We start from the raw sequence: 19,028 nt of genomic DNA, 5'->3' as shown, positions 1-19,028 counted from the left end.
TTCATCCTTCCGTTTTGGATGCCACTTAATCTAGTAATTTTATTAATACTTCTATATTCTTTCATAGTCATTTTTCTTCTATTTATTTTTTTCACTATACATATTCGGAGGAGTACAAAGTTTTATGGGGGTCAAAAAATATTTTTATAAAAAAATACATATTTATTTCAAAAATAAAAACCATCAATTTGAAAAAGGGTAATCAAATTGATGGTTTTCTTATAATATCTATTAAATTAAGTTGGATTCTCATTATATCTAAAAAAGTACTAGCTCTCCCCTGCAGATTTTCTCCATTTTCATCTTTCTTGGTTATCATAATATGTCTTATCTGCGTATTTTCTATCATTTCCTTTTAGATAAGCTAAAATTACTTTTGGATTTTTAAGTAAAGTCCAGTCTCCATATGTATCAAATCTTCTGCATGAAGTTATCATTCCATTTTTAATAGTACCGAATTTCTTATTATTTTTCTTTCCCCACTCTTTTAAACGTTTAGCGAAATCTGCATCTTCTGCCATAAGCATGTTTTCATTAAATCCGTTGATTGCCATAAAATCTTTTCTATAGCACCAAAAAATCCCTACAGATATAGCTCCGTACTTAAAAAGTAAGGGGATTATGATTAACATTGCGGAGAGAAATATTCCTAAAGATATTCTTTCAAACTTCCCATTTACCCCACCACCAATGTATTTACCTGAAGCTAAATATTTATCTACATTAGACAACATAGACTCTGTCATTATGGTATCAGCGTCTATAGTGACGATTATTTCTCCATTAGCTATTTTAGCCCCTGCATTTCGAATTTTAGATAAGTTTTTATCGTTATTTTTCAATGTAACACAATTATAAGATTTTGCTATTTCCTCTGTTTGATCTGTGCAACGATTTAAAACAACTATAACTTCCGTTTGCTCTTTATATGCCTCTGATGCCTTTGCAATTGAATCTAAACATTTTCTAATGTACTTTTCTTCATTATGCGCAGGAATTATAATAGAAAACTTCACATCTTTTTTCAAATTAACTTCTAAAGATTCGTTTGTCTCAGTCATAATATTCCCCCCTTATTTTATAAGGTAAATATCTGTTATACATAACGTATATTAAAATTCAATAAATTATATGATAGGAACTGCAGGTAAACTATTACTTGAGTATTAAAAAACAAAAACGTTATTCTTTCTAAATAAGCAAAATTACTAGAAAGAATAACGTTTTTTATTAGTTACATTAATATTTTATTCGTTGCTTTATTTCTTCAAAACGAGCATGTATAATTTTTCTGATATCTGGATGATTCTTATATAAAGTAACAGTATACATGATGGAAGATGCAAGAATAGTAGACCATATTAACCAATCTCCAGCATGAGAAAGAACTTTAATTATTTCACTCGTAAATTCTTCCTGTCCGTCATGAAATGTATAGCTGAGTAGTTACCTTATTTTTCAAAAAAATTCTGATTATTTCTTTTTCACTTCTTCTACAAATTCCCATGTCTCTCCGTTATCTTTTGATTGATAAAGTGCACTACTATCGCCATTGTAGTCTCCATCTGCCCCTTGTCCAACTAACATATTAAAAACCCCATCTTTCTCATATGGCATACTAGGTGAATCAAAAGGACTTATTGTGGACTGTGTATGATCTAATTTCACTTCATGCGGCGGATATTCTACCTTTTTGAAAGATACTCCCCCATCATCTGTGCGATATAACTCTCCTTCATTACCAGAAGGCCTAATTGCTCCTAAAAACCCAAGTTTATCATTTATAAAAGTGATTCCTGATACACTACCAATCCCCCCATTAAATGGGTCTGGATTGATAACCTCCCATGTTTTCCCTTCATCACTAGTCTTGCTTAATGAATAAAAGGCGCTCCCTAATGCTTTATCTGTCATATTTAGTTTATAACCAACTTCTTTCGATAGGAAAAACTGTTCTTTTTCATTCTTTAAATCTTGTTGTTTCTTCTCTTTAAGCATATCTTCTTTTGGAGGCGTCTTTGATTTACTCCAACTTGCGTCACTTATTAAATTATATCTAGCAGGGACTAGCTCTTGCTCTTTTCCAGGGACAAATATAGATACAGTATATCCAATGATATCAGAAGCTGCTTTTTTAAGACTCTGCCCCTTACCATCCTCAGTAATATTAATAATTCCCTCTGTATTGGATCCCCAATTTCTTTTTCCATAATAAATCAACCCATACTTACTTTCATTCCATTTTCTAACCGTTTGCTTAACTGGAATCGCCTTAACCGTTTCAATTAAAGGTTCTACTAATTTATCATCATTATAATCAGGCTTTGCGTATCCGTCTCGTATTATAGTAATATCTTCTGACTTCTTCTTATTATAAGAGATTAAATAAGTTTCTTCTTTCCCATCATCATTTTTCCCATAAACAAATGTATCAAACGCTGTGATTGTTCCATCTGAATGAAATGTAAGATCAAAATCAGTTGCCATATACAATTTCTTTGGCAAAGGATATTTTTTATTTATATCTTCAAAAATACCTTCTACTCCAGACTTATATATATTATTATGTTTAAGTTTAACTGACCTTTCATGTTTTAACTTTTCTATAAACCATGCCAATTTACCATTGTAATTTATTGCACTTTTATAAATCTGCATCCCATAAAATGATGTAATTGCAACAATAATGATAATAGAAATGGATCTCCATGCTATTGAATTTGTTAATTTTTTAGATTCATATTCTCTATTTTTTATCACCCGCATTGTAGTAAATGTAGTTATCGATATAAAAAGTACTATACATAATAACAAAATGTAAATATTATAATTCATTCTTCCGTACTTACAGTATAAGGCCAACTCATAACAAAAAATCCCATATACAATTATTAGTATTGGATTTGTTACTAATGACAGAAGTATCCTTTTTGTATTTTCTCTAAATATAGAAACCACCCCTAATTACATGAATTACTGATATTAAGTATACTTTATTGTAAAGTAACAAAAAAGCTATTTAATCTTGCCGCAAAAAATACAATAGACATATGAATATTATATTCATGTTAAAAAGGCCAACAATCCAAGATTGTTAGCCTCTACTTCCCATATTCGTACCTTTTATCACTTTACTTCCTAACAACTGGAATCCACATTTCACCAAACACTAAGCCGTTTCTTTTCCCCATCTCAACCGTCGTATTTGGTCCACCAACATAAGCAAACTCATTTGCATCTGGTAAAGCTTGACCGAAGGCGATACCAGTCAACTTATTACTTAGCTCTTCAGCCGTTTTGCCCTCCCCTTTCACTACTAAGTATTCTCCCCTCGGAAACTGGATTACTCTAGATTCTTCTTCTATTTGTGCTTCTGTCATGACACCCGCATAATACATCATTTTGTTATTCACCGCTTCGCTCACGGAAAAAATGTATTCATTTGTAGCTAAAGCTTTTAAAGTGTCCAGCCTTCCATCTTCTTTAACAGCCGACCAAAATTCTTCCTTTTCTTTATTTATTCCAGCAAAGTCTGTGTATGCACTCTTAATTTCAGTTCCAATACCTAACACAATAAAGCTATCTTTTTCTTCTATAGTATAATTTTTCATATTCAAAACCTGCCTCTTTTTTTATTAATCAAACGATTTATCTTTTCATCTGATACGTTTATAATACCTTTAAACCATATCAAAAAATGATACTGTTTAGGAGACTAAAATGAAAAAAGTTGAACGGATTAATACAATTATGCGGTATATCAACAACCGCTCTCACTTTACAATTTCTGAAATTATACAAGAATTTAACATATCACGGTCGACAGCTATTAGAGACATTAGAGAAATTGAAGCTATGGGAATGCCACTTGTCGCTGAAGTTGGGAGGACCGGGGGATATTTTGTTATGCACAACTCTATCCTGCCCGTTGTTCGCTTTACTGATAATGAAGTAAAAGCTCTTTTTATTGCCTTTATGGCTACGAGGAATCAACAACTTCCCTACCTAAAGAGTCGTCAATCTTTAGCCGAAAAACTACTAGGACTCATCTCAGAAACCCAGCAAGATGATCTCGTTCTTTTAAATCAACTCTTGCTTTTCCAAGGGACTAACCCTCATAATCCCGATCTACTTGAGCTTTCTGATCTCCCCCATCCTATGTTAGAAAAACTCATTCAAATCCTTCTTTTGGATAACCATTTATTGATTACCATTAAAGAAGATGAAGAAATCAAGACTTATCCAATTTATCTATTGCACCTTTATCAAGAAAAAAGCCATTGGATCATTGAAGGGTTTGACTTAAAAAAAGAAAAGAAGATGATGTTTCCTGTCGATGATCTCATTAATATCGAACCATACACGACGAACAAAAGGCTAAATAAGAAAAAGATTTTAGAAAAACTAAGTAAGAAGGACGAAATAATCAACTTGGTACTTGAACTTGGACCAAAAGCAATTGCCCAGTTCAAAAAATACCATCCTTTAAAAATTTCAATATCTTATACTAATCCTTACCAATCCACAGCCATTTTAAAAACTTTTATCAATGTTAACAATCCCGATGAAGTGACGGAAATAATAAATTGGCTGCTTTTTCTAGGGAAGGATATTAAAATCAAAGAAATACCCGATGAAGTATTAGCAGATTTACAAAAACGAGTGTGCTTATACATTCCATAAGCAGTGAGCCTCAAATATTAAGCTTTATCACTGGATAATTATCCTATTTTTAAATACCATTTCATTTACTACAATGAGAGCATGATAAATAATAAAAGCACGGAAAATCTCCCGTGCTTTTCTAAATATATATTATTCCTGAAGGTTTCGTTTATCACGTTTCTTACCCTAACTGACGTTTAAATGCTTTACTGGCGAAAAAGTAAGAGATGACCATTATACCTACGCACCAAGCGAGCGCAATCCAAATATCGTTTCCAACAGTTCCTTCATATAAAAGAGCACGAATCGCATTCACGATTGAAGTTACAGGCTGATTCTCTGCAAACGCACGAACAATTTTTGGCATCGTTTCGGTAGGCACAAAGGCCGAACTAATAAATGGAAGAAAAACTAGCGGGTACGAGTAAGCAGTCGCCCCTTCCATAGACCTCGCTTTCAATCCTGGAATGATAGCTAGCCATGTTAGCGCCAGCGTAAACATCCCAAGTATCCCAGCTACCGCGAGCCAATCTAGAATATTAGCACTGGAACGGAAACCCATTAAGAGTGCAACAAGAATAACCACCACGATAGTAAGTACATTAGCAACCAGAGAGGTTAGAACGTGAGCCCACAATATCGATGAGCGCTTAATAGGCATCGTAATGAAACGTGCCATCAGCCCACTCTTTACATCCGTAAATAGTCGAACGGAAGTGTAAGCTACACCGGATGCGATAGCCATTAGCAAAATTCCCGGCAATAAATAATTAACGTAGTTTTCCGTTCCAGTTTTTATTGCGCCGCCAAACACGTAGACAAATAATAGCATCATCATAATCGGTGTAATCGCCACTGTAATAATTGTATCCGGACTGCGCATAATGTTACGCATTAAACGACCTAGTAATACACCTGTTTTACTTTTCATTTACATCTCCTCCTTTTTTCCAATGATCGCAAGGAATATTTCTTCCAATGTCGGTTGCTTCTCGATATACTCCACTTTTGCTGGCGGGAACATCTCTTTTAGTTCAGCAAGAGTACCTGTCGTAATAATTTTTCCGCCATGCAAAATAGCGATACGGTCTGCCAGTTGTTCTGCTTCCTCCAAATACTGAGTCGTAAGCAAAATAGTTGTACCGCTACCAGCAAGTTCCTTGACTGTATCCCACACTTCGATTCGCGCTTCAGGATCAAGTCCAGTCGTTGGTTCGTCAAGAAAAATAACTGCTGGCGCCCCAATCAAACTCATCGCGATATCAAGCCGGCGCTTCATCCCGCCTGAATACTGATCTGCCCTTTGGTTTGCCGCATCAGTCAGGCTAAATCTTGCAAGTAGATTGTCAGCAACTTGAGCAGGATTGGAAACACCACGTAATTTGGCGATCATTATCAAGTTTTCCCTCCCAGTCAGCATACCGTCTAAAGCTGCGAACTGCCCTGTCAAACTGATACTTTGACGAACATGATCTGATTGACTCTGTACATCAAATCCACAAATACTTACTTCACCGCTATCTTGCTTCATTAGTGTCGAAAGGATGTTGACCGTTGTCGTCTTTCCCGCTCCATTTGAGCCTAGCAGCGCGAAAATTTCTCCACGCTGCACCTCAAAATCTACCCCTTTTAAAACTTCCTTATCTTTAAAGGATTTTTTCAAGCCTTTTACAGAAATCGCTGCATGACTCATACTTTTTTCCTCCCTATAAAAATGTTTTGCGAAGACTATTTATTTACCTCTATCTATTTAGTATCACTGATATTCTGTATTACTTAGTACCGAGTTAAAAATATAACTGAATAGCTATGATGGCAATTCATATGTGTAACCAGCTAATCAGTCGGTACTACTTATTCCATTTATTTTTTTCTCAATTTCTTCATAATACTTTCATTCAAATCTTCACGATACTTGGAGACGTAAGTTTTAGCATTTGCCACTAGTTCGTCAGCAAAGGAAGCCACGTCATCCCCAGTAATGTCAAGCACTTGTCTTCCTTCCGCTGCACCCGCTTCGAACAAATCGATTAATTCATACTGTATGTGTAACATATCCATCCCGTTACCCGCTGAAAAATTCCACATGTAGTTTTGAATTTTCTTAAATACAAATTGGTAGTCCTCTGGCAGATCCTCAACTCGTGCCATCATCATTTTGTACTCTTTTTTATCACCAATTAACTTTTTGAACATTTCTAACATCTTATTTTCCTCCTTTTTTATAAAACCGAACAAGAAATTCCCAAAGTATCGGCCGGAACATTTTATCTTATGAACCTATTTTGACTTCAAGACGTTAATTTTTGACGATACAAAATCCCATTTTTCCCAAAACAATTCAAGCTCCTGGCGGCCTTCTTCATTTAATGAATAAAACTTACGAGGCGGTCCCATATCTGATGGTTTCTTTTCAATATTCACAAGCTTTTTCTTCTCTAATCGTACGAGGATGGTATACACCGTACCTTCCACAACTTCGGTAAACCCAAGATCATTCAGGTGGCGGGTAATCTCATAGCCATACGTTTCACGGCGACTAATGATTTCCAGTACACACCCTTCCAGTGAACCTTTCAGCATTTCAGTTAAATTTTCCATGTCCTGATCCTCCTTTACCCCCTATTCTGTCTGACTTATATTCAGTATCACAGAGTACTAAGGCGAATTTTTTACTGAACAGTTTTTGTGAATCCGAACTATTCAGTATCACTTATTACATCTACATTGTATGACTAAGTAGTTATGGATGTCAACTTTATTTTCAAAAAAATTAAAAATCCGCTTTACCCTAATCGGATACAGCCTACTTTTTTGTTGTAAGGACCATCACACTAGCAAAACAGAACTGATTCAAAGTGTAATTTAAATCAGCTCTGTTTTATTGTTTTTATACCGATATATCTTGTTTTTTCACGATACAAATTGTTTCTCACTACCATTCCCATTGCATATAAAGCATAAAGGCAAGTGCGGTCAGAGAAAATTTCCAGAGATTATCCGTACATGATACGAGCCCCTAAAATACAATTCTGTTAGAAATCTGTTCTCTATATTCTCTTTTATTTTATTTCTGATAGTTGATTAGCAACACTATCTAAAAATTTTTCTACCTTTTCTTTTGATGTATCCGGCGCATGATAACCGATCGTAAATGTAAGCCTTCCATTATAAGAGCTTGCTCCCATTGAAAAGAATGGTGCATACATAATAGGTGATGCCATATACCCGTCCTCAGCTTGAATTTGACCAAACTGAATAGGTTCCTCAGCAATCACTCCCAAATTTGTCAGTAATGGCAACGCCATCCCCATCTGTATAGCCTGTTCATATTGCTGATTATACATTTCCTTCACTGTAGATAGCTTCATTTCTGCCAGTAACTCCATTCCTGCTGCTGAAGAAAGACCTGGATTTTGAGACTTTATTTTATCCATTGATTGTTTAACTCGAACAAGAGTCTGCTTAAATGTTTCATCGTCTTCCATTTTAATCACTGGCATTTCCATACCGGATAAGTTGCAAATAGCACCAGTTGTATTATTAGGCAGATATCGACGTAAATCAATTGTCAAACCAATCATTTTTTCTGCAGTGCGAGGTTCTGCATACACAGTGAAATGTGATAAAACTCGGAAGTAAGCAGTCATGATTACATCATTCAAGGTAACCTGTTGTGCTTTTGTCCATTGGGTTAAACGTAGAGTTTGCTTATGGCTCAATCGCCGTACGGACATTTGGGGAAATTTATTTTTGTTAGGTTGAGATGGAAAAGACCATAACGATGCCTGTTGTTCTTGGTTAGGACGATACGCACTTTTTATGTCCGATATTCCAGCGTATTTGAATACATGTGATTGATCTCGACAACTCTCATTTCCCTCATCAAATTCCTTTATAATTTGCTTCTTAGACCGTCCCAATGAAAGGTGAGTATATATTGTTCCAAGCAATTTTATATATTCCTTGACTCCTGCACCATCTGAACATAGATGAGACAATTTCACAACTAACATATCTATTGTAGTGCCCCGTAATAATTTCGTTTGAACCATAGGCCCCTGAATACGATCACCAGGTTCCTTAATAAAATCTATTGCCATTATTTCAAGTTCTTGATTATTTCCTTCTGCAAAAAAGCAAATAGATGAGTTAGTGTCAGATGAATGTTCCTCCCAGTAAGGAATATCATTTTCTACAAACCGGCTGTTCAAAACTGGTTGCAATTGCAACGTTATCCTTACTGATTCTTCAAGTATTTCCTTAGATATACCTACAGGAAAATAAAGAACTGCATTAATTTGTTGATCTGCAGAATAAAGACCTAATACATAATTCATTCGATCTTGTGGTGTTACTGAATACTTTCTTTTCTCCATAATTCCGTCCCCCTTTAGGACTTTTTGTATAACCCTATTTTCCATATGCTTGTAATTTTTCTAGTCATTTTTCTTCAAGAGCTAATAACGCTTATTTTTCGAATTTTTAACAAAATCATCTTCTCCGTATTGGTTTCATTCTTTTTACAGGTGATATATTCATTATTTTATTGTTATTAACACTGCCTAACCTCATAATAAAACCAAACAAAAATAAATTAAGTTTACATATACATAAACATTTTATTATAACGTCTACAAATTATCAATACAGCAAATAAATCATTTTTATGTCTGTCAATAAAAAACAATATATTCAAGGGCCACTTCATAATAAAAGATTGATGTGCATGTAAATGTACCCATATCACTTTCAAAATAAGAATGAGAATTTTTTCAACAAAAATAAGATGCAGTTATTGATTTTACAGTAAAAAAAGCCCCTCCATTTTGAAAATGCGCAATCAAAATGAGTAGGGCTATTTCCAATTTAAATTTTATAAAAGAATGATTATCATAAATAATATTTTACTTTTTAGTCTACCTTATTATTTTCAATCCATTTTCCTAATAAATGAATGGATTTTATTCCTATAATTTGAGGTGGTATCGTTGGTTTTTAAAAATAGAAAGCTTATTTTCAAATCAAATGAAAAAGAGGTAAAATTATAGATATTCATGTAGAAATTTCGTTTTGGGGATACTTAAAATCTTAAGGTGATGGGCATGTGGTGTTATACTTTAAAAGCTCTATAAATTTTATAGATATAGCGATTTTCTTTATTAATAATCATTTGTATGTGCGTTTACTCACACACATACAAATGATTTATAAAGCCACAATTAAGTGAAAACATCTTTTCCGTTACGATAACATCATAGCCATGTCTTCTGCTGCATTTGTAATTAGTTTTAAACCAAATGTTTCTTGTAATACATCAAGCACGCCAGGTGAAATAAATTCAGGAGCCTTTGGACCGATGCGAATATCTTGAATCCCAAGACTAAATAGCCCTAGTAAAATGGCAACCGCTTTTTGTTCAAACCATGATAGTACAATACTTACTGGCAATTCATTCACTTCACATTGAAAAGCATCAGCTAAAGCAGCCGCTATTTTCACTGTAGAAATTGAATTATTGCACTGTCCTAAATCAATGTAACGCGGAATTTCCGTACCAGGTACAACACCGTAATCCACATCATTAAAGCGGAATTTCCCGCAAGAAGTTGTTAAAATAACCGTTTCTGGCGGAAGTGACGTTGCTAATTCACGATAATATTCTCCGCCTTTTCCCGGTGCATCACAACCGGCGATAACAAAGAAACGCTTTATCTTCCCCTCTTTTACTGCATCAATAATTTCTGGAGCTAATGATAATACTGTATTATGATGAAACCCTGTCACTAACTGTTCATCCGACTCCATATGTACTTCTGGAAGTTCTAGCGCTTTTTGAATCAATGGTGTAAAATCATCATTTTCAATTTTTTGTACACCTTCTAAACCTGCAATTTCATATGAAAAGAATCGATCAGAGTACGAGCCTTTAATTGGCATAACACAGTTCGTTGTAGCTAATATGGCACCAGTAAATTTTTCAAAAAGGCGTCTTTGATCATACCATGCCTTACCGATGTTTCCTTTTAAATGTTTATATTTTTTCAGCTGCGGGTATCCGTGTGCTGGTAGCATTTCAGAATGCGTATAAATATTAATGTCTTTTCCTTCTGTTTGCTTTAATAGTTCTTCTAATGCAAATAAATTATGGCCCGTAACTACAATTGCTTTACCTTCTACACGATTTTGTGTAATTTGTACAGGCTCTGGCACACCAAAATGATTCGTATGTGCCTCATCCAATAACTCCATCACCCGTAAAGCTGATTTCCCAACTTTCATAGCCATATCAATATGCTCTTGTTCGTTAAAGTTAGAATTTGTTAATGTCATATATAAAGCTTCTTGTGTTGTAGCATCTACAAATGCATCCGTATACCCTAGCTGAGCAGCATGTGTGCGATAAGCTGCAATTCCTTTTAGCCCAAACACAATCGTATCTTGTAAACTCGCAATCGTTTCATTCTTGCCACAAACACCCATTACTTTACATCCGCCTGTTGGCGTTTGTTCACATTGATAACAAAACATATCATCCCACCCTCTCCCAATCATTCATTACACCTTAAGCATAATACCCATTGAAAAAAAGTGATGTGATATCAATCACAATAATATATAAAGATTTGTGACAGTTCATATTGTTGACATAATACTTTTATTGACATCCAAAAAATATACATTAGTGTGCACACATCTTTCGATACTTTTAAATAGCTAAATAATTAATTTGGAGAAATATATACAACGAAAAAATTTTTTTGAATCCCTTATACAAATAATTGCAATTCATCTCATATGAAAATAGCGTATTTTTTATTTTAAGGAACTATCATTTTTTTATTAAAGCCTTCATTGTAAACCTCTTTATTTACAATACATTTACACTATCTTAACATTACTTACATTATTTATATGATATATTTATATAGAAGCTACTTAAGAAATTTCATATACATTTTATTTTTATGATCTCTAATCTAATCAATAAAAAGATCATGTTATATTTTTATAACAGGGGTGAATTACGATGACTGAAACTTTAAAAACACTTATAATGCTTGATGCTACTTACGTTGTTATTGCAATTATGACAGTACTAGTATTTGTATACTTGGAATTAAAATCTCAGTAATATATGCTGACGTAATCGACAGATTCAGCATTTAAATATAGTTAGAAGAAAGAGAGGAGAAAATTATTTCTCCTTTCTTTTGTATTTCTACAATTTCTTATTTTAATAAATCCAATGTATGTAAAAGTAATCCCTTGTCTCCTACTTCTCCATGACCAGGTACTACCGAATTTATATTTCCATATCGCTTCAGCACATTCTCAATCGATGTAGACCATTCATTTACATACGCATCCGCAACATTTCCTAAATCTTTAGCTTCCGCAGATTTTACTAAACAGCCTCCAGCTAAAATTTGATATTGTGGCAACCAAACAACAATATTATCTTCTGTATGTCCTTTCCCTGGATAGAACGTTTCTACTTTTGTATTGCCAAACTTCAAACTCGTAATTGTTTGTAAATCTCCAAGCGGCTCTTCATATCCACTGTTCTTTGCTAGTTCTGCGGTTAATGCTGTACTATGCGCTTTAATGCCTCTTTCTTTCAACGCTGTTATTCCGCCAATTCGATCAGCGTGCGCATGTGTAATAATGACATCTGTTACGCGCTTCTGAAATTTCTTTTCTACCATTTCTATTAGTTCCTTTGTTAATTTGTTATCCCAAGAAGAATCAACAAGTACTAGCCCTTTAGAAGTATTAAGAACTAGACCGTTCGAAGGAACTGCTTCTCCATTAAAATAACCTAACTCCGTATGAACCCATACATTCTTGTTTAACTGAGATATTGAAATGGTTCCCGTCTCATTTTTGATTACTATTTGCTCTACCTTTTGTGATGCTTGTACAGAAGAAATCGTGCTAACAAATTGAGTTGTTCCTAGTAAACTTACACATACTCCTACTTTTAACAACGTATTCTTTTTCATGTTATCAACCCTTTCTTTCAAGCTAAATAGTTATTACCTATATTAGACAATTTATCTCAAATGTTTGTTCCATATAATTGGACACTTTATAATCGCGGCTTATGTAAATACACGCATGGTGCAGTGAAAAAGATCACCCAAATGGATGATCTTTTTTATAATTTATCAACATATTGCTTCGCTTCTAGTAAGGAAAAACCAAAAGCTTCTCTTACTCTCTTAACTGCTGTAACTTTTTTTCCTTCTTCTACAAGCTGGCGTAGTTCTTTATTAATTTCAGGTTCTCTTTCTACAATTCCCATTTCTTTCGTAATTAATTGTAATCTATCTTCAATTCTCTTTAAACGCGCATCATTTTTCTTTTCAATTGTAGCTAATTTTTCAGCGATATAAATGAAACCAAAGGCTAATATCAGTATAACCATCCAGAATTCCATAAATGTTCCCCTTTACTAACTTTCATTTGTTTTATTTCACTAACTTATGTAAATTTTACCACATGAAACATTTACTGTATAATGCCACTATATCAAACTGTTAATAAAACCTATTATTTTAGGGGGACACTTTATGAAAAGATTTTTAAATACGTTACTTCAATTTGTAGTTCTTTCAATCTTGCTACATTTATTATTTGATATAGTTGGTTGGCTTGTTTTCAATGCACCAATTAAAAACAAACAAATCATTATTTCTTTAATAACAATCTCATGGGTTATGTACATGTACCGAGACAAATTTTTTCAAAAGTTCACTTCAAACTAACAAAAAAAGAAAACACTTCATTGGTGAATGAAGAAGTGTTTTCTTTTTTTTACTACTGTATAATAAAAATAATATTCTGTCTTTAAAGAAAGGAGTCACCATGAACTTAAAAAGTAGCAATATATACGAGAAAATGAATCAATATTCCGTTGCAAGTTTAAGCCTCGCTGTTATACGTAATGGCAAACTAGATGAAGCGACTGCCTTTGGAACACTTGAAGCTGGAACAACTAGAGCTGTTACTACAAATTCTCTCTTTAATTCTTGTTCTATCAGCAAATTCATCACTACAATGCTCGTACTAACATTATCAGAGCATGGTATCGTGCATTTAGATGAAGACGTAAATGATAAACTCACATCTTGGAACATTCCTACTAATCTATTTACTTCACAAAAAAGCATCACTTTGAGAAACTTATTAAGCCATCAATCTGGACTCATTGATCCACCTAATAGTTTTGAACATTATACACCTGCAAAAGGATTACCTAATATGTCTGAGCTCCTTTCTGGTAAAACACTATATTGTCCCGTACCTATAGAGGTAACTTATAAACCAGAAAGTGAATTTCACTACTCAGACGCAAGCTTTTGTATAACCGAACTACTACTTGAAGATATTACAGGAAGATTATTTAGTCAGTTATTAGAAGAACACATCTTCCAGCCACTACAAATGAAAAACAGTACACTTTTCTCTCCACAAGACATAGATAAAACCGACGTTTTTGCTTGCGGACATAATAAAGATAGAACTGTAACAAATGAGAAGTATCCATTTTATCCATTTGCAGCTGCTTCAGGTATTTGGACAACACCAACTGACTTATCAGCTTTAGTTATTGAAATCATTCATTCCTTACAAGGAAAGGGCAAACTAAAACTTTCTCAAAAATTAGTAATAGACATGATTTCTTCTCAAGGTTGCTCAAAATGGACTGGATTAGGTGTTTTTCTAGATGATTCAAATGAAGACTTACAAATATATTCACTTGGATGGGGCGTTGGATTTCAATGTATGATGGTTTGTTATCCATACTGCGGGAATGGTGCTGTTATTATGACTAATTCCGATTTAGGTGTTCATCAAATGGAAGGGATCATTGGTGAGGTTGTAAAAACGTTATCCTTATAATGAAAATAAAGAAGCTGTTCCTTCCAGCTTCTTTATTTATATAACATTTTTCGCAACAATTTTTATATGTTCTGGTGCGATAATCTCCGTTATACTTTCTTGGAAATCTTCCCGCAACATTTCTTCCAAATGTTCTAACTGCACTTCAACATGTGTGCATTCTAAATTATGTATATTTAATAGTGCATAATGATCTTTTTTCTTAATTACTAAATATTGATTTTCCTCTGTCACAAGCACAGAACCTAATCGTACTCCTAGTAAGCGTTGATCATCAAACTTCATAATTACTTCTCCTTCCCTCATATAAACAAAACTAAAATGAAAATAATTACATTTATGGAAAAACACGATTATTTAGACTATATCATAATTTACTAAAATAGAAATATCTTTTTCTGTTTTAATAAAAATCCCTATTTTTTCATATATTTCGATACAAAAAACTTTCTCAACACGAAATTTGAATTTTCAGTTTTTAATTCTATGAAAATCTATTATAATAAAGTTAATAAATGTTTGACCTCTCCTAATTCATGTACATATGGATGATCAGTAGTTATCGCTACTGATCTATTTTTTTGATTTCAGAAAGTACATACGCTGCATCCTTTCCTACACCACAAATAAGTGCGGAACCCCTTTGAGATTGCCACGGTAATCCGATATAATACAATCCTTTTACTGGACTGATTCCCTTTATATGATTAGGAAATCCTTTCTCATTCACTGCCTGTTTAATTTCAATCCAATTATAATTTTGAACAAAACCAGTTGACCATATAATGCTTTCTGCACTATAAGTATCACCATTCTGAAACATAATGTTATTTCCTGATGCACTTACTACTTTTTCTTGCAGTTTGATTGCTCCATTACGAATAAGTTTCTTACCTTCAAAACCGAAAATAGGGTCCTTTCTCTTCTGAAACCATCTTCCCCTCTTTGTATTTATTTCAGCGTACAATAAACCCACTTTTTCTAGCAGATTAAAAATACTTTTTCCAAAAAGTTGTAACGGTAAAAACGTTAAAGGATGACTAATAGACAACATAACTTCATGCGTTTTTGCAAGTTCTACTGCTATTTGCATTCCTGAATTTCCGCCACCTACTACAAGTACCTTTCCCTGTGGAATTTGCGATGATGATCTATATTGTGATGAATGTATTTGAAAAATATGTGATGATAGATTTGCTGAAACTGAGGGAATAAATGGTTGCTGAAAACCACCTGATGCGATAATAACTTTTTTCGTTTGTAAAATTTCTGTAGGAGTATATAATTCAAATATTTCTTTTTCTTTCTTTATTTTTAGAACTTCCGTTTGTAATTGTACCGGTAATTGAAAATGTCTTGCATATTTTTCTAAATAAGTTGCAATTTCATCTTTATATGGAAATTCATTTTTTTCACCTATTAACGCCATACCCGGCAAGCTACTGTAAGACCTTGGGGTAAAAAGCTGCAAAGAATCATATCGATTTCTCCATGAATCACCAACTCGTTTTCCTGCCTCAAGTAATAAAAAATTATACCCTTCTTGCTTCAAGTAATATCCCATTGTTAATCCAGCTTGACCCGCCCCAATAATAATTAGATCTTTCATTCTAATCCCTCCTCTTCTTAAACGTATGAATACTTGTTCATATATTCATACGTTTCCATAATCATAACATTTTATTTTTATATAATTCAATATCTACTCAAAATAAAAAAGAGCAGTTCACTGCTCTATGAACTACTCTTCATTCCATTTCTACAATTTTTCCTCGTACAGTGTAATTCTATTTGAAAACGGATCAATTACAGTTAATTCAATTGTACCCCAAGGTGTTTTTTCTATATTCGGCTTCGAATAAGCATATTCTTTACTTAATAATACAGAATGATAATCCTTTACATCATCTATTTTGATCCGAATCGCACCACCTGGTGAGGCATCACCATGATGTTCTGATAAATGTATCACAGCATCCTGTAACGAAATTTGCAAATATAATGGCATATTTTCCTCATACCGATGTTCCCAATCCAGTTTAAATCCTAAAAAACCTAAGTAAAATAGTTTTGCTTTTTCAATATCAAAAATTCTAAATATAGGTGTTATCATTTATACTCTCCTCCTATTTATAAACATCTGCTGCCAATTCTCTCAAAACATCCACGTTTACTACTTCATAGCATCCATCGTTCTTCTTTATTATCTCTTTATCACAAAAAATATTTAATGTTCGCAACAAATGCCGATAGCTCGTTCCTAACAATTCCGCTATTTCCGTTAAATTCCCACTAAACACAATTCTATTTTCATGCTGAACTGCTCGTTCCCCTGCTGCTAACATGTAACTCGCAAGTCTATTTTCAAGCGGATACAATAAATTAATTGTACTATTTTTTGAAAGTCGATTTAACTTATGTGCTAACGATCCACAAATACATCTTAAAAATTTCGCATCATGAAATAGCTGATTTCTCACTTTTCCTAATGGTAAACCAACACAATATGAATCTGCCATTACTTGTACATTTGAAGTAATCCTTTGGGAATGAATTAACTCCACATCTCCAAGTAACTGCAAACTATCATAAAAACACAGTAATACGGATTTCCCGTTACTTAATGTGTTAAACGCTTTCGCTTTTCCTTCAACAAAGAAATATAAATAATCTATCTCTTCATTTTCTCTACAAATAAACTCATTCTTTTTAAAAAATATAAGTTCCATATATGGCTTCATATCATGACTAAAAAATGAATCAATATTATTTTTCTTCATATATTCTGCTAATTTAATAGAATTACATACTTTCTTCATAGTTCCCCACCTTTACAACTCATCCCCATTGTAATCAAAATTTTCTTCTTCCACTATGACATATGTCATAACAATACACAATTTCAGCATGATACAGTCATTACAAATATGAAATACAAAGGGGATATTACATTGTATAACTTTCTTTCTGTCTTTATTGGTGTGCTCATCGCCGTTATGCTTCCACTGAATGGGATTTTATCTGAGTTAATTGGCAAGTACACAGCAAGCGTGGTCATTCACCTTGTCGGTTTAATTGCAGTTATTTTCGTTTTAATCTTAAACAAACATAAAATTCATTTCGATAAAGGTATTCCGCTTTTTTTATATAGCGCTGGAGCGATTGGAGTATTCACTGTTCTTTTTAATAATATAAGTTTCTCCGTCCTTGGTGCCTCTATTACGATCGCATTAAGTTTACTCGGCCAATCCATTGCTTCCATCATTATCGATCATTTCGGCTTATTAGGAATGAAAGTTGCAAAGTTTGAAAAGAAAAAACTAGTTGGATTAGTATTCATCTCTTCTGGGATTATTATCATGACAATATATTAATGGGGGCAAAAATATGTTATATATTACGATCGCTATTTTAGCTGGTGTTTCTATCGTCGTTGCTAGAATTATTAACGCGAATTTAGCAAAGGAAATTGGAAACTGGGAAGGCACGTTTTTCAATTATATTACTGGATTATTTTTCTCTATGTTATTTTTAATTTTCAGTTCAGATTCATTGTATATCCCTATTCATAAGTTGCAATCTATTCCTATCGCCGTATACTTAGGCGGATTAGTAGGCGTTATCGTTATTTCATTATCCAACTATATTACTCCTAAAATATCAGCCTTTTATTTAACATTACTCATCTTTATCGGACAATTATTTGCGGGGACTATTATTGATTTCTTCCTGACAAATGAACTCTCAATTGGTAAAGTTATCGGTGGCATTTTCGTATTAATTGGGCTCACTTACAATTTACTCATAGATCGCCCGATAAAAACTGTGAAGCATAACCAAGTTCAACTATAATACTTTACGCTTACCTATCATATATTAATAGAAAAGCTCTTCACACGAAGTAATAGAGAGGAGAAAATCCTATTAAAAAAATTATTTTATTGCTAGGTAGCGTATTGATTATTTGTGGAATTGTATGGTTTATAAACTCGGGAAAATCTATTCAAGATCTCTATACTGCAAATAAACCGAAAAAGAAAGCTACTATTATTTCAAGCTCGCGAGATCCAAATGAGCCTCCTGTTTTTTTAGGTAAACAGGAAATAAAAGATATACATGTCGAATCAATTAAAACAAAAAAGGATATCTTTCTCACAAAAACAGATCAATTAAAAACATTTATTAACAGTATGAATACCGCAAAAAAAGGCAAATTAACATTGGATGAAGAAGGATCAGATTTAATAGATTGTGATATGTGGATTACTTTCGAGGATGGAACTTATAAAAAATATTTCATATGGATAGTTGATCATCACAGCAGCGAAGTGATGATTGCTCAGCAAGATACTCCTGATGATGTAAACCTTACGTACTATCAGTTAAACGAAGATAGTTCAAAAAAAGTTTATAATTTATTTAAAAAAATTATTTAAACGAAAAAGTCATGAGCA

21 protein-coding genes and 1 pseudogene are annotated in these 19,028 nt (G+C 33.4%); 6 read left to right on the top strand and 16 right to left on the bottom strand.

The features are described from left to right. Positions 1 to 299 precede the first annotated feature (299 nt). From ACTFP3_RS09800 to ACTFP3_RS09785, 4 genes and pseudogenes are all read right to left on the bottom strand, one after another. Positions 300 to 1,061, bottom strand: a complete 762-nt coding sequence (locus ACTFP3_RS09800; protein ID WP_000140997.1) for a glycosyltransferase — start codon at positions 1,059 to 1,061, stop codon at positions 300 to 302. Between the two features lie 178 nt (positions 1,062 to 1,239). Next, positions 1,240 to 1,434: pseudogene (locus tag ACTFP3_RS09795) on the bottom strand (hypothetical protein); the annotation flags it as partial. A gap of 39 nt (positions 1,435 to 1,473) precedes the next feature. Continuing rightward, positions 1,474 to 2,958: a WD40/YVTN/BNR-like repeat-containing protein gene (locus tag ACTFP3_RS09790; RefSeq protein WP_074048016.1), complete on the bottom strand. Its 1,485-nt coding sequence runs from the start codon at positions 2,956 to 2,958 to the stop codon at positions 1,474 to 1,476. A 173-nt stretch (positions 2,959 to 3,131) separates the two neighbouring features. Next, positions 3,132 to 3,611 carry a GyrI-like domain-containing protein gene (locus ACTFP3_RS09785; protein WP_000801022.1) on the bottom strand — a complete coding sequence of 160 codons (480 nt, stop codon included), beginning with the start codon at positions 3,609 to 3,611 and terminating at the stop codon, positions 3,132 to 3,134. 109 nt (positions 3,612 to 3,720) lie between these two features. Between ACTFP3_RS09785 and ACTFP3_RS09780 the strand changes: the two genes are divergently transcribed. Continuing rightward, the gene (locus ACTFP3_RS09780) at positions 3,721 to 4,683 is read left to right on the top strand and encodes a helix-turn-helix transcriptional regulator (protein ID WP_044306819.1); all 963 of its coding nucleotides are present in this window, start codon (positions 3,721 to 3,723) and stop codon (positions 4,681 to 4,683) included. Between the two features lie 163 nt (positions 4,684 to 4,846). Here ACTFP3_RS09780 and ACTFP3_RS09775 read toward each other — a convergent pair whose 3' ends face one another. The 8 genes from ACTFP3_RS09775 to ACTFP3_RS09740 form a co-directional block, all read right to left on the bottom strand. Next, on the bottom strand, positions 4,847 to 5,596 hold the full coding sequence (locus tag ACTFP3_RS09775) for an ABC transporter permease (protein WP_000837816.1): 750 nt from the start codon (positions 5,594 to 5,596) through the stop codon (positions 4,847 to 4,849). Next, positions 5,597 to 6,358 (bottom strand): ABC transporter ATP-binding protein, encoded by a 762-nt coding sequence (locus ACTFP3_RS09770; RefSeq protein WP_000017473.1) that lies wholly within the window; start codon positions 6,356 to 6,358, stop codon positions 5,597 to 5,599. Between the two features lie 170 nt (positions 6,359 to 6,528). Next, positions 6,529 to 6,870, bottom strand: coding sequence for a DUF1048 domain-containing protein (locus tag ACTFP3_RS09765; RefSeq protein ID WP_113304147.1), 342 nt, complete (start codon positions 6,868 to 6,870; stop codon positions 6,529 to 6,531). Positions 6,871 to 6,945: 75 nt separating this feature from the next. Further along, positions 6,946 to 7,266 (bottom strand): PadR family transcriptional regulator, encoded by a 321-nt coding sequence (locus tag ACTFP3_RS09760; RefSeq protein ID WP_000429487.1) that lies wholly within the window; start codon positions 7,264 to 7,266, stop codon positions 6,946 to 6,948. A gap of 461 nt (positions 7,267 to 7,727) precedes the next feature. After that, positions 7,728 to 9,044 (bottom strand): condensation domain-containing protein, encoded by a 1,317-nt coding sequence (locus tag ACTFP3_RS09755; RefSeq protein WP_440010216.1) that lies wholly within the window; start codon positions 9,042 to 9,044, stop codon positions 7,728 to 7,730. Positions 9,045 to 9,909: 865 nt separating this feature from the next. Next, positions 9,910 to 11,196 carry a hydroxylamine reductase gene (gene hcp / locus ACTFP3_RS09750; RefSeq protein ID WP_088362003.1) on the bottom strand — a complete coding sequence of 429 codons (1,287 nt, stop codon included), beginning with the start codon at positions 11,194 to 11,196 and terminating at the stop codon, positions 9,910 to 9,912. Positions 11,197 to 11,897: 701 nt separating this feature from the next. Beyond that, complete coding sequence (gene bla2, locus ACTFP3_RS09745) at positions 11,898 to 12,671, bottom strand: BcII family subclass B1 metallo-beta-lactamase (protein WP_166695517.1); 774 nt, start codon at positions 12,669 to 12,671, stop codon at positions 11,898 to 11,900. A 155-nt stretch (positions 12,672 to 12,826) separates the two neighbouring features. Then, positions 12,827 to 13,108: a hypothetical protein gene (locus ACTFP3_RS09740; protein WP_006929472.1), complete on the bottom strand. Its 282-nt coding sequence runs from the start codon at positions 13,106 to 13,108 to the stop codon at positions 12,827 to 12,829. 133 nt (positions 13,109 to 13,241) lie between these two features. Between ACTFP3_RS09740 and ACTFP3_RS09735 the strand changes: the two genes are divergently transcribed. Both ACTFP3_RS09735 and ACTFP3_RS09730 read left to right on the top strand, forming a co-directional pair. Continuing rightward, complete coding sequence (locus ACTFP3_RS09735) at positions 13,242 to 13,436, top strand: hypothetical protein (RefSeq protein WP_006929474.1); 195 nt, start codon at positions 13,242 to 13,244, stop codon at positions 13,434 to 13,436. A 100-nt stretch (positions 13,437 to 13,536) separates the two neighbouring features. After that, positions 13,537 to 14,574: a serine hydrolase domain-containing protein gene (locus tag ACTFP3_RS09730; RefSeq protein ID WP_001050196.1), complete on the top strand. Its 1,038-nt coding sequence runs from the start codon at positions 13,537 to 13,539 to the stop codon at positions 14,572 to 14,574. Between the two features lie 36 nt (positions 14,575 to 14,610). On the opposite strand, the gene ACTFP3_RS09725 is transcribed toward ACTFP3_RS09730, so the two are convergent. The 4 genes from ACTFP3_RS09725 to yeiL form a co-directional block, all read right to left on the bottom strand. After that, on the bottom strand, positions 14,611 to 14,859 hold the full coding sequence (locus ACTFP3_RS09725; protein WP_000666948.1) for a hypothetical protein: 249 nt from the start codon (positions 14,857 to 14,859) through the stop codon (positions 14,611 to 14,613). A 280-nt stretch (positions 14,860 to 15,139) separates the two neighbouring features. Beyond that, the gene (locus ACTFP3_RS09720) at positions 15,140 to 16,183 is read right to left on the bottom strand and encodes a flavin-containing monooxygenase (protein ID WP_000653872.1); all 1,044 of its coding nucleotides are present in this window, start codon (positions 16,181 to 16,183) and stop codon (positions 15,140 to 15,142) included. 150 nt (positions 16,184 to 16,333) lie between these two features. Continuing rightward, positions 16,334 to 16,687 (bottom strand): glyoxalase superfamily protein, encoded by a 354-nt coding sequence (locus tag ACTFP3_RS09715; RefSeq protein WP_000632403.1) that lies wholly within the window; start codon positions 16,685 to 16,687, stop codon positions 16,334 to 16,336. 13 nt (positions 16,688 to 16,700) lie between these two features. Then, positions 16,701 to 17,393 carry a transcriptional regulator YeiL gene (yeiL, locus tag ACTFP3_RS09710; protein WP_000754830.1) on the bottom strand — a complete coding sequence of 231 codons (693 nt, stop codon included), beginning with the start codon at positions 17,391 to 17,393 and terminating at the stop codon, positions 16,701 to 16,703. 108 nt (positions 17,394 to 17,501) lie between these two features. On the opposite strand from yeiL, the gene ACTFP3_RS09705 reads away from it, so the two are divergent. The 3 genes from ACTFP3_RS09705 (at position 17,502) to ACTFP3_RS09695 (ending at position 19,010) form a co-directional block, all read left to right on the top strand. Continuing rightward, positions 17,502 to 17,948 (top strand): DMT family transporter, encoded by a 447-nt coding sequence (locus ACTFP3_RS09705; protein ID WP_041183997.1) that lies wholly within the window; start codon positions 17,502 to 17,504, stop codon positions 17,946 to 17,948. Positions 17,949 to 17,961: 13 nt separating this feature from the next. Further along, on the top strand, positions 17,962 to 18,426 hold the full coding sequence (locus ACTFP3_RS09700; RefSeq protein ID WP_000965811.1) for a DMT family transporter: 465 nt from the start codon (positions 17,962 to 17,964) through the stop codon (positions 18,424 to 18,426). A gap of 89 nt (positions 18,427 to 18,515) precedes the next feature. Next, a complete protein-coding gene (locus ACTFP3_RS09695) occupies positions 18,516 to 19,010 on the top strand; it encodes a hypothetical protein (protein ID WP_326035978.1) in 495 nt (164 codons plus the stop codon). The last annotated feature ends 18 nt before the right edge of the window (positions 19,011 to 19,028 follow it).

Source organism: Bacillus cereus group sp. MYBK5-2 (genome assembly GCF_051915685.1).
Lineage (GTDB): Bacteria > Bacillota > Bacilli > Bacillales > Bacillaceae_G > Bacillus_A > Bacillus_A cereus.
The sequence above is the reverse complement of the archived record's forward strand: the minus strand, read 5'-3'. Positions and strand labels throughout refer to the sequence as shown.

Bases quoted from the DNA above. Each gene is read 5' to 3' on its own strand.
- hcp (WP_088362003.1), bottom strand. From the start codon at position 11,196: ATGTTTTGTTATCAATGTGAACAAACGCCAACAGGCGGATGTAAAGTA.
- ACTFP3_RS09700 (WP_000965811.1), top strand. From the start codon at position 17,962: ATGTTATATATTACGATCGCTATTTTAGCTGGTGTTTCTATCGTCGTT.
- ACTFP3_RS09800 (WP_000140997.1), bottom strand. From the start codon at position 1,061: ATGACTGAGACAAACGAATCTTTAGAAGTTAATTTGAAAAAAGATGTG.
- ACTFP3_RS09755 (WP_440010216.1), bottom strand. From the start codon at position 9,044: ATGGAGAAAAGAAAGTATTCAGTAACACCACAAGATCGAATGAATTAT.
- ACTFP3_RS09780 (WP_044306819.1), top strand. From the start codon at position 3,721: ATGAAAAAAGTTGAACGGATTAATACAATTATGCGGTATATCAACAAC.
- ACTFP3_RS09735 (WP_006929474.1), top strand. From the start codon at position 13,242: ATGAAAAGATTTTTAAATACGTTACTTCAATTTGTAGTTCTTTCAATC.
- ACTFP3_RS09730 (WP_001050196.1), top strand. From the start codon at position 13,537: ATGAACTTAAAAAGTAGCAATATATACGAGAAAATGAATCAATATTCC.
- bla2 (WP_166695517.1), bottom strand. From the start codon at position 12,671: ATGAAAAAGAATACGTTGTTAAAAGTAGGAGTATGTGTAAGTTTACTA.
- ACTFP3_RS09725 (WP_000666948.1), bottom strand. From the start codon at position 14,859: ATGAAGTTTGATGATCAACGCTTACTAGGAGTACGATTAGGTTCTGTG.
- ACTFP3_RS09765 (WP_113304147.1), bottom strand. From the start codon at position 6,870: ATGTTAGAAATGTTCAAAAAGTTAATTGGTGATAAAAAAGAGTACAAA.
- yeiL (WP_000754830.1), bottom strand. From the start codon at position 17,393: ATGAAGAAAGTATGTAATTCTATTAAATTAGCAGAATATATGAAGAAA.
- ACTFP3_RS09770 (WP_000017473.1), bottom strand. From the start codon at position 6,358: ATGAGTCATGCAGCGATTTCTGTAAAAGGCTTGAAAAAATCCTTTAAA.
- ACTFP3_RS09740 (WP_006929472.1), bottom strand. From the start codon at position 13,108: ATGGAATTCTGGATGGTTATACTGATATTAGCCTTTGGTTTCATTTAT.
- ACTFP3_RS09775 (WP_000837816.1), bottom strand. From the start codon at position 5,596: ATGAAAAGTAAAACAGGTGTATTACTAGGTCGTTTAATGCGTAACATT.
- ACTFP3_RS09715 (WP_000632403.1), bottom strand. From the start codon at position 16,687: ATGATAACACCTATATTTAGAATTTTTGATATTGAAAAAGCAAAACTA.
- ACTFP3_RS09760 (WP_000429487.1), bottom strand. From the start codon at position 7,266: ATGGAAAATTTAACTGAAATGCTGAAAGGTTCACTGGAAGGGTGTGTA.
- ACTFP3_RS09785 (WP_000801022.1), bottom strand. From the start codon at position 3,611: ATGAAAAATTATACTATAGAAGAAAAAGATAGCTTTATTGTGTTAGGT.
- ACTFP3_RS09705 (WP_041183997.1), top strand. From the start codon at position 17,502: ATGAAATACAAAGGGGATATTACATTGTATAACTTTCTTTCTGTCTTT.
- ACTFP3_RS09720 (WP_000653872.1), bottom strand. From the start codon at position 16,183: ATGAAAGATCTAATTATTATTGGGGCGGGTCAAGCTGGATTAACAATG.